We start from the raw sequence: 9681 nt of genomic DNA, 5'->3' as shown, positions 1-9681 counted from the left end.
TATCTGCCCAAAAAACCTTCCCTCGACATCTACCCCAAAGACTTACCTGCCCTACCTCCTGCTGTTTTTTAACTCTGTCGAATTCACGTTAAATTTACTTCTTCTCAACTGCACTACTGAGATTCGCCCCACTGAGATTAGCTCCAGTCAAATTTGCTTCTTCTGTAGACAAACTCATTCCTTTTTTGACAGCTACAGACATCAGTTTTTATTATCCTTTAATTCTTTGACTACTACAATTTAGCTAGTTGACGAACTAAGACAAATCTCTCCCAAGTTTGAAGCGTTGACCAGTAAAGTTTTTGATTAGGAATTAGATGCTGATAATAAGGTGACAGATATTACAAGAGTTGCTATCGCTTCATTAGCATTATTTAATTTTTGTAGGAATCTGTGAAATTAGCAAAGTTATATTTTGTATGTACTAGGTATAAAAAATTTAGTGATTAAACAAATGTCTTTCTATAGAAATAAACTGGTTAATCATCTCTGCTTTAACAGAAACTCTCTCTGACGAAAGAGCCGATTGAAATTTTGATTGTCTAGAGTGATTGTAGTCATGCATAAACCAACAGTCACATCAAAAAATAGCTTTATGAATAGCCAGATAGACAGTCCAATCAATCAGCCAGTAAGCGAAGATTGGCATTCTCAAGAAGAGCCGAACGTTAAGGAAAGAAACTTAACGGTAAATCCAGGAGATAGGATTGCCGATCGCCCCCAAAATATTGAAGAAAAAGCGAAACAAGTTGCTGTAGATGTTCCTGACATTACAGGAGACTGGATTAAAGTTCCTACTTACTTTATTGTTGAGTACCCGAATGGAGAAAAAAAGGCGCTCCACCATATCAAAGATGCCAAAGAAATTTCTGATGTAATACGGCAAGCGCGAGTTGACGAAAACGGAAATCGCATTTGGTGGTAGTAACCTACACTTGGATATTATGAGGCTTGCTTTAATTGCTAAATTCTCACTTTATATATACGGATAAGTAAGCCTCAAAACTATATTTTGTTAGGTTTAGGCTTACTGATAATTTATTTTAGGTAATCGCAACTAAAGCTAACTTCTTATTTAAACCATGGAGTGTTATTAAAAATGGTCAATACTATAGTTGGAAATAAATTTAGTTATTTAAGTACACAAGACCTTAAAAATGAACTGTTGGAACTTGTTGTAGATAGAGACATAGAAAATTTAAAGACTAAAGTCAAACTTTATCAAGAAGAATTACAGCCGTATTTTGAAGAATTGATGCAGCGTAATCCCTTTCCTGTAATTGAAGACCAATTGCCAGTTGTACTTGGGGTTTGGACACCAGTATGGTCTACCATACCTTTTCATGACATTTTACCAGGGCGGATACGCGAACAATCTTATCAAATTTTTCATGACGATGGTTTGTACGCTAATATAGCTCGTTTTGCACCAGGTCAACAGTCTTCGTTCTGGAAAAATGTAACTTCAAAGTTACCTAGTTATGATTTCATGGTAATGCAAAAATATGCAGTCTGCGAGAATAATTGGCGAATTCAAAATGTAGGTATTTTCCAGGCATTTAGAAATAGAGAAATTCCTCTGACTATTGACGATGCTGATGATTGGTTTACAAATATAGTTAACTCAAAAATTAAGCAAGCCTTACAAACAGGAGGCTTACCAAAAGTACTCAAATTAGAAAATTTGGACAGAAATACTATTAAGAAATTTGAAAAAACATATTTGGCTACTCCAGTGTTGGAGCATTTATATGTAGATCATGAGTTGCGGTTAGTAAAAACTCAAAGAGAACCATCGCAACGACCAAGTTACACAATAGCGATTCGTAGACGATAACCTATAGGATTATCACAACGACAACAAACACTTGCGGTTTATACCTCAAGTTGATGAAATACAAGAGTCTCCTCTTCCAATAATTCTGTGTTTACATAGTTTAGAAAAGTGGGACTCTAATTTATAAATAGATATCTTAGAAATAAAAGTTTATAAAAGATAAATTTTATTTTACTTTAATTAAGATTATTGTTGACTTAAAAGCAAACTATTCGATATTTAAGCTGTCAAGAAAATATTTTTTATGAAGTGCATAATCTTCTCAGTCGCTAGGAGGATGGAGTTATATTTATCTGTATTTAATTTAGAAGGAAGATATTTCTCAAAAGTAGGCTCTACTCTCTTAATAAAAAAATTATAACAGGTAGGCTTTGAGTACCTTGTTTCTCATGGCAATTTTTGGGGGTTAACGATTAGTTATTTATTACTAGTTGTATGTAACATCATCCAACAATTACCAACGGCTAATAAACCTCATTGTTATGTTGGTTATGTTGATTTACGCCCAGTTACTTACTAACTTGTTTTGTTTAACCAATGCCAGCTTCCTAGCTTGTGGATAACTGGTGCTGGTTTTCAGTTTAAATAATTTGTGCCTCTATGAGGAAATTTGGTTATGGCTACTGCTGAACAACTGCAAGCATGGCATGAACTGGCGCAGCAACTTCGTATAGATAGTATTCGCGCCACAACTGCCGCCGGATCAGGACATCCAACTTCTTCAATGTCTGCTGCTGACTTAATAGCAGTACTATTATCTAATTATCTGCGTTACGACTTCAGCAATCCGGATTATGCTAACAACGATCGCCTGATTTTTTCTAAAGGCCATGCTTCACCCTTACTATACGCCTTATACAAAGCCGCAGGAGCTATTTCTGATGCAGAGTTAATGTCACTGCGTCAGTTTGGTAGTCCTTTGCAAGGACATCCCGTTCCCGTCTTACCTTGGGTAGATGTGGCGACTGGTTCCCTTGGTCAAGGATTACCTATGGGTGTTGGTATAGGTTTAGCAGGAGAGTATCTTGACCAATTATCTTATCGCATTTGGGTACTACTGGGCGATAGTGAAATGTCTGAGGGTTCGGTTTGGGAAGGTTTTGAACTGGCAGGACACTACAAGCTATCAAATTTAGTTGCCATTATTGACGTTAATCGCTTAGGGCAACGCGGACAAACAATGTTGGGGTGGAATACTCAAGCATATTGTGATCGCGCTAAAGCTTTTGGTTGGAATGTGATTGAAATTGACGGACACAATTTAACAGAAATTGACGAAGCTTATGCTGAAGTTACCAGTAATATTGTCTGTCCAACGGCAATTGTAGCGCGAACCATCAAAGGCAAAGGAGTAAAAGCTTTTGAGGATATTGGTGGTTGGCACGGTAAGACACTACCAGAAGAGGAAGCCAAAAAAGCGATCACCGAACTTGGTGGTGAACGTCAGATCACGATTGAAGTAGAAAAACCCGATACCCAAGCTAAACCAGCTTATATAGAAAAATCGGAATCATTACAACTGCCAACCTACAAACAAGGTCATTCCATTGCCACCCGCAAAGCTTACGGTGAAGCCCTCAAAGCACTGGGAGCAACAAGGGCTGATGTAGTAGTTCTTGATGCTGAAGTCAGTAATTCCACTTATGCCGAAGACTTTGCTGAAGCTCATCCAGACCGCTATTTTGAGATGTATATTGCCGAACAACAGATGGTGGCAACGGCGGTAGGCTTGCAAGTACGGAAATACAAGCCTTTTGCTTCTACCTTTGCAGCCTTCTTCACCCGTGCTTACGATTTTATCCGCATGGCAGCTGTCTCTCGTGCCAATATCAAACTAGTAGGTTCCCATGCAGGGGTATCTATTGGTGAGGATGGCCCCTCTCAAATGGGATTGGAAGATATTGCATCCTTGCGATCGGTATGGAGTAGCACCGTCCTTTATCCTTGCGATGGTAACCAGACAGCCAAATTGGTAGCTCAAATGGCTGACTGCGAAGGTATCGTTTACTTGCGAACAACCCGAATGAAAACCCCAGTGATTTATAGTCCTGACGAGGAATTTCCAATTGGAGGTTGCAAAGTCATCCGCAGTTCTAATCATGACCAAGTAACAGTGATTGGAGCAGGTGTAACTTTACACGAAGCCCTCAAGGCGTATGAAGAACTTAACAATCAGGGCATTTCTATACGTGTGATTGACCTCTACTCAGTCAAACCGATTGATGCACAAACTCTTTACCAAGCAGTTAGCGATACGAACGGTAACCTAATTGTAGTAGAAGACCACTGGAGTGAAGGCGGGTTGGGTGCAGCAGTACTTGAAGCTTTTGCTGGTACTGAAACCGCACCTAATTATACAGGGGCAAAGTTACGAGTCGTGCATTTAGCAGTACGAGAAATGCCTGGATCGGGTACGCCGGAAGAATTGCTACACGCCGCCAAGATAGATGCAGATGCAATTATTGCTGCCGCGAAATCTTTACTCAAACAACCAGTAGGAGCATCTGCTTAAAGGTAGGCAGAAAATAAACTTTTCCATTTTCTAACAAATACATAAGCGGAAATTTTGCATTTGGAGGTAAAAAATGACAAACGCGCACCAAACTAACGGTAAAAGCAAAGTTCGTTATGCTGTCATCGGGCTAGGTTGGATTGCCCAAGAAACAGTTCTACCCGCCTTTGCCAACGCTGAAAACTCTGAATTGGTAGCATTGTTTTCTGAAGATGAAGTCAAACGTAAGGAACTGAGCGATAAGTATGGAGTTCCCGCTTTTATCTATGAAGAATACGAAGCCTTTTTAAGAAGTGGCGCAGCGGATGCAGTGTATATTGCTCTGCCCAATCATCTGCATTGTGAATATACTGTAAAAGCAGCAAATGCAGGGGTGCATATACTTTGTGAAAAGCCAATGGCAGTAACAGAACAAGAATGTGAACAAATGATTCGTGCTGCCAAAAACAATAATGTCAAATTAATGATTGCCTATCGCTTGCATTTTGACAAAGCAAATATGCAGGCAGTGGAAATTCTCAAATCAGGGAAAATTGGTGAACCCCGCATTTTTAACTCTGTATTTTCTCAGGAGGTTGTTGAAGGTAATGTCAGGTTAGAACCAATTTCCAATGGTGGTGGAACAGTTTACGACATGGGCATTTACTGTATTAATGCTGCTCGTTATCTGTTTCAAGATGAACCAACAGAAGTAGTGGCTTTTTGTGCCAATAACGGCGAAAAGCGCTTTGAGGAAGCCGACGAAATGACTAGTGCGATTCTACGTTTTCCTGGTGATAAGCTGGCAACTTTTACTTCTAGCTTTGGCGTTGCACCAATTTCTACTTTGCAAGTATCAGGAACTAAAGGCGACTTGCGGATGGATTCGGCATACTCCTATCAAGGAGAACTAAAGCAACAAATTACCATCAATAATGAGACACAAGAACAATTTTTTCCCGTCGGAGATCAGTTCGCCGCAGAAATCGTCTACTTCTCAGATTGCGTGTTAACTGGTAAAGATCCAGAACCATCTGGTGAAGAAGGGTTGGCTGATGTTCGCATCATCCGTGCAATTAATGCATCAGCACAAACGGGTAAACCTGTGCAACTTCATCAGTTTAGAGAGCAAACAAGACCAACTGCTGAACAGGTGATTCAACGCCCCGCTAGCGAACAGCCAGATTTAGTTAATGCTGCTGATCCTTCGGGAAAGTCATAATTGACACTATAATATCTACCTAATGCCTCCACGCTAGCCAAGTAGAAGTTAATTTTTTCACTCCAGGAGTCAAATGCTTACGGTTATAGGCATCGGTGGCTTTACGAATCGCTTCTGCTTGGGTGGGATAGGGGTGAATTGTTTTAGCGATCGCTCCTAATTCCAAATTCTTTGTCATTGCTAGAGTGACTTCATTAATCCTCTCTTTGGCATGACGTGCTACTATTGTTGCTCCTAAAATTTTGTAGGTGTCTTTTTTAACGTGAATTTTGACAAATCCTTCCGCTTCACCATTGATAATTGCTCTATTTACGGTGCTGAGGGGAATGTAGAATTGCCTGTTCCCCATTCCCTTTAAAAATATAAAAATGACTGGGCTTTTCTAAAAGGAAAACCCAGCCTGTTGTCTTAATTTATCTATTCCCTTATTGGGAGTCTAAAATCTATCTTCGCAGTTGTTACAAGGAGAGGGTTGGGTTTGAAATTCCCATTTTAAACTTTTCTGTTCTCTGTTCCCTTTTATCTACATGGCTATATTAACTACAGTCCAATAAACAACTAGTAGGAGCAAAACACTTATCCACACAACAGCTTTGTTTTGAAATAAATTTGTGAGACGGTTCATAGGCGTGTTTTTAGAATCGATTTTAAATGAGCAGGTTTAGTACAAGGGATTAAAGAATAGGACATCAATATATCGCCCTATGCCTAACCTTCTTCTTTAGGTTAAACAAAGGCTATTCCTATTCCCGATTAGTTATCAAAGTCTTTTACCCTAGTAGCAGTAATTGCGTCAGCGTTAACCATTTTTATTGGCTTGTCAATCGCCTCGCAAATGCTAGTTATTTATATTCTAACGATTTCACCTATATTTTGCAGGATAAAAAGAGTTATTTAATTAAATTTGAGAGTGAATGCTGAGATTGAGTTTCAGATTGATATTAATTCTTCTAACTTTTTATTCTTGTATCCAATTTAGCGGAGTTATATTTAATGTCATCTAGACTATCCATAATTATCATAAATAGATTTGACAAATTAAGTTGTCATCTCCCAAAAGATATAAACAATATGAATATATAGAAGATTTTAAGTTAATTCAAATAACTTTTTCCTCCTGGGAGATATGATTTCCTCACCTTGGGTAGACAAAATTTTTCTTAGAGAAACTATAAAGTTTGTATTATTCCCAGTTCAAGAAGGTGTACAAACTAAGCTCTCATATTTAATTGAGTCGCTCATAAACACTTTTTCGAGGAAAATAACCTCATTTTAATTATCATCTTAACTTTCAGGAGTCTTTTATGCGAATTGCTCAGATTGCTCCACTCTGGGAGAGAGTTCCACCTCCAGGCTATGGCGGTACAGAACTAGTAGTGGGGTTACTAACCGATGAATTAGTCCGACGTGGACATGAAGTCACGCTATTTGCATCGGGAGACTCTATTACACTCGCCAAACTTCAATCAGTTCATCCCCGTGCATTAAGACTAGACTCTACAGTTAAAGAGTACGGCATTTATGAAATGTTGCAACTAGCTTGGGTGTTTGAACGGGCTGAAGAGTTTGATGTGATTCACTCACACATGGGTTGTAGTGCTCTACCTTATACAAAACTAGTAAATACACCCACAGTTACTACGTTGCACGGTATCTTTACACCCGACAACGAAAAAATGTTTCAATATGCCAAATCTCAACCCTACGTAAGTATTTCCAATGCACAGCGCGAACCAAGATTAGGGTTGAATTATGCAGCAACTGTCTACAATGGCATTGATGTTAGCAGCCATAAATTTCATCCCCAACCAGAAGAACCCCCTTATTTAGCATTTTTAGGTCGAATTTCACCAGAGAAGGGAACACATATAGCCATACAAATAGCCAAACAAGCTGGTTGGCGTTTAAAGATGGCGGGTAAAGTGGATATTGTTGATGTGGAGTATTTTGAACAAGAAGTTAAGCCTTTGATTGATGGTAAGCAGATTGAGTATTTGGGCGAAGCAAACCATGTTCAAAAAAACGCTCTGATGGGAGGTGCGGTAGCAACTCTGTTTACTATCACTTGGCGAGAACCGTTTGGATTAGTGATGGTAGAGTCAATGGCAGCAGGAACACCAGTTATCGCTATGAACTTTGGCTCTGTTCCAGAAGTAATTGCCGACGGTAAAACGGGCTTTATTTGTAACAGTATTGAAGAATGTGTCAATGCTGTGAGCAAAGTAACTGAGCTAGATCGTTATGCTTGTCGAGAGCACGTTGAGAAAAATTTTAGTGTACAAAAAATGGTAGATGGCTACGAAGCTGTTTATCGACAACTTGTGGCAGAACGATTAGCTCAAAATGGAAAAGTCACCATCTTTGATGACTTTAAGAATAAGCAGCAACTAAACGAACAAATTCGTTTACCAAAGTTGCGTTCAAAAATGTAAATGACGTTGAATGTGAATTAGCCGAACTCACCTAGAATTGCACTAAGTAATGGATTGATTGCAAAATTAAAATTTTAGGTGATAACGAATACAGATGGACACAGATGGACACACATAAATCATCTGTGTTTATCTATGTCTATCTGTAGCTGATTTTTAAAATATGATTTTTGCTTACCATTTGAATTCAGATTATACATAATTAATTCATTTCATAATTCGTAATTACTACATTACGAATTACGAATTGATAATTTACGCCACTCCTGTTGGTTCGACATAGCCTTGCAAATTCTCTGGTTCAAATTGACGTAAAATTCGGGTTGCCTGACGAGTTAATTCTTCAGTACCTTTAACAACGATCAGATATTTGCCCTCATTCAAGCGATTGCGGTAAGGCAGCGCATCTCCACTACCAACAGTCAATCCGACTCCTCCACCGACTAAGTATGCACCCAAAGCACCAGCAGCACCTCCTAAAATTCCACCGAAAATGTGATTGCCAAAGCTGCCAATAGGAAATATTTCGATGCCTGTTAAAACGTTAAACGCATAACCTGCTATAAAACCGAAGGGAATCAGCCAGATTGAAAGGCGCTTTGCTCCTTTTTTTGCTTGTAAATTGGGGTTGATTAACCCATATTCATCAGCACTTTTGTAACCTTGACCTAAAATATCCACTTGGTTGGTAGGTAAACCTTCTTTTTCTAGAGCAGAGTAAGCTTCCTCAGCTTTGATTCTATCTGGTAAAACTGCAACAAGATAATTCATAATATTATGCCAAAGTGATTGTATTTTCCAGCTATTTAAAAGAGATGTTGACTTTTGCGATCGCTCCATCTAAAAGCCACTTTTTTAATCAAACGATAAGAATTAGTGATGGTTGAAAACTTCAACCTAGAGAGAGAAGTTTGGCATTGAGATAAAAATAATCACCTGAGTAGGTTTGGGCTAGGATAATAACGACTACAATAAAGTGAGATACCTGACTGGAGTTCTGGCAGTGGGCTTATTTGATGATTTGAGTCGGTTTCTAGAAAATCGTTTAGAAGAATTCTTGCGAAGCAATCCGCATTTGGAGCTAGAAGCGTTGTTAGAACAACTACGTGAGCAAGAAGAAGACACTTTAAAGCTGATTGCAGATTTGCAATTGCAAGAGAAGCGATCGCAAGAAGAAATTCTCTCCACTGCTCAAGAAATCCAAAAGTGGCATATCCGCGTCCAAAAAGCCAAAGCAAATAACAGACAAGATTTAGCAGCAGCAGCAGGTGAGCGAGAAGCCGCACTGTTACGCCAAGGTAATCAGCTTTGGGGACATATGCAAGGATTGAAGGAACGCATCAGCCAAGCCCAAGATTTACTAAAAAAAATTCAACAACGGCGACAGGAAGTACAAGCAAAAGCCACCGAAGCCCAGACAGCCCGTGCCAAAGCCCAAGCACAGCAGCGCTTAGAAACTTCTGGTTGGTGGAATCAACCTCAAACCGATTATAGTGGCTACGATCCCCTAGAGGAGAAATTCCGGCGTTGGGAAACAGAGGCTGAGTTGGAACAGATGAAGCGGAATATGGGAAAGTAGAGATGGGAAGGCAGAGGGCAGAGAGCAGTGCGCCCTTGCGGAGCCAGTGCGGTGAAGCAGCCCCCGTCTTGGCGGTTCCCGGCGTAGACGCAAAGCGGTGAGGGGGTCGCAGTCTTGGCG

The 9681-nt window shown here is 39.6% G+C and carries 9 protein-coding genes; 6 read left to right on the top strand and 3 right to left on the bottom strand.

Features of this window, described 5'->3' with window-relative positions; translation table 11 throughout:
* Positions 1-94 precede the first annotated feature (94 nt).
* Positions 95-202 carry a pentapeptide repeat-containing protein gene (locus QUB80_RS34830; protein WP_289794029.1) on the bottom strand — a complete coding sequence of 36 codons (108 nt, stop codon included), beginning with the start codon at positions 200-202 and terminating at the stop codon, positions 95-97.
* Between the two features lie 393 nt (positions 203-595).
* On the opposite strand from QUB80_RS34830, the gene QUB80_RS34825 reads away from it, so the two are divergent.
* From QUB80_RS34825 to QUB80_RS34810, 4 genes are all read left to right on the top strand, one after another.
* Entirely contained in the window at positions 596-925 is a 330-nt protein-coding gene (locus QUB80_RS34825) for a hypothetical protein (protein WP_289794031.1), read from the top strand.
* A 174-nt stretch (positions 926-1099) separates the two neighbouring features.
* A complete protein-coding gene (locus QUB80_RS34820; protein ID WP_289794028.1) occupies positions 1100-1837 on the top strand; it encodes a hypothetical protein in 738 nt (245 codons plus the stop codon).
* Positions 1838-2453: 616 nt separating this feature from the next.
* Complete coding sequence (locus tag QUB80_RS34815; RefSeq protein WP_289794027.1) at positions 2454-4349, top strand: transketolase; 1896 nt, start codon at positions 2454-2456, stop codon at positions 4347-4349.
* Between the two features lie 73 nt (positions 4350-4422).
* Positions 4423-5550 carry a Gfo/Idh/MocA family protein gene (locus QUB80_RS34810; RefSeq protein ID WP_289794026.1) on the top strand — a complete coding sequence of 376 codons (1128 nt, stop codon included), beginning with the start codon at positions 4423-4425 and terminating at the stop codon, positions 5548-5550.
* Between the two features lie 19 nt (positions 5551-5569).
* Here the strand turns inward: QUB80_RS34810 and QUB80_RS34805 are convergent, their stop codons facing one another.
* Positions 5570-5899: an oxidoreductase dimerization domain-containing protein gene (locus QUB80_RS34805; RefSeq protein WP_289794025.1), complete on the bottom strand. Its 330-nt coding sequence runs from the start codon at positions 5897-5899 to the stop codon at positions 5570-5572.
* Between the two features lie 955 nt (positions 5900-6854).
* Here QUB80_RS34805 and QUB80_RS34800 point away from each other — a divergent pair.
* Positions 6855-7982 (top strand): glycosyltransferase family 4 protein, encoded by a 1128-nt coding sequence (locus QUB80_RS34800; RefSeq protein WP_289794024.1) that lies wholly within the window; start codon positions 6855-6857, stop codon positions 7980-7982.
* Between the two features lie 255 nt (positions 7983-8237).
* Here the strand turns inward: QUB80_RS34800 and QUB80_RS34795 are convergent, their stop codons facing one another.
* The gene (locus tag QUB80_RS34795; protein WP_289794023.1) at positions 8238-8753 is read right to left on the bottom strand and encodes a hypothetical protein; all 516 of its coding nucleotides are present in this window, start codon (positions 8751-8753) and stop codon (positions 8238-8240) included.
* A 232-nt stretch (positions 8754-8985) separates the two neighbouring features.
* On the opposite strand from QUB80_RS34795, the gene QUB80_RS34790 reads away from it, so the two are divergent.
* Positions 8986-9561: a TIGR04376 family protein gene (locus QUB80_RS34790; RefSeq protein ID WP_289794030.1), complete on the top strand. Its 576-nt coding sequence runs from the start codon at positions 8986-8988 to the stop codon at positions 9559-9561.
* The last annotated feature ends 120 nt before the right edge of the window (positions 9562-9681 follow it).

It is taken from the genome of Chlorogloeopsis sp. ULAP01 (genome assembly GCF_030381805.1).
GTDB lineage: Bacteria > Cyanobacteriota > Cyanobacteriia > Cyanobacteriales > Nostocaceae > Chlorogloeopsis.
The sequence above is the reverse complement of the archived record's forward strand: the minus strand, read 5'-3'. Positions and strand labels throughout refer to the sequence as shown.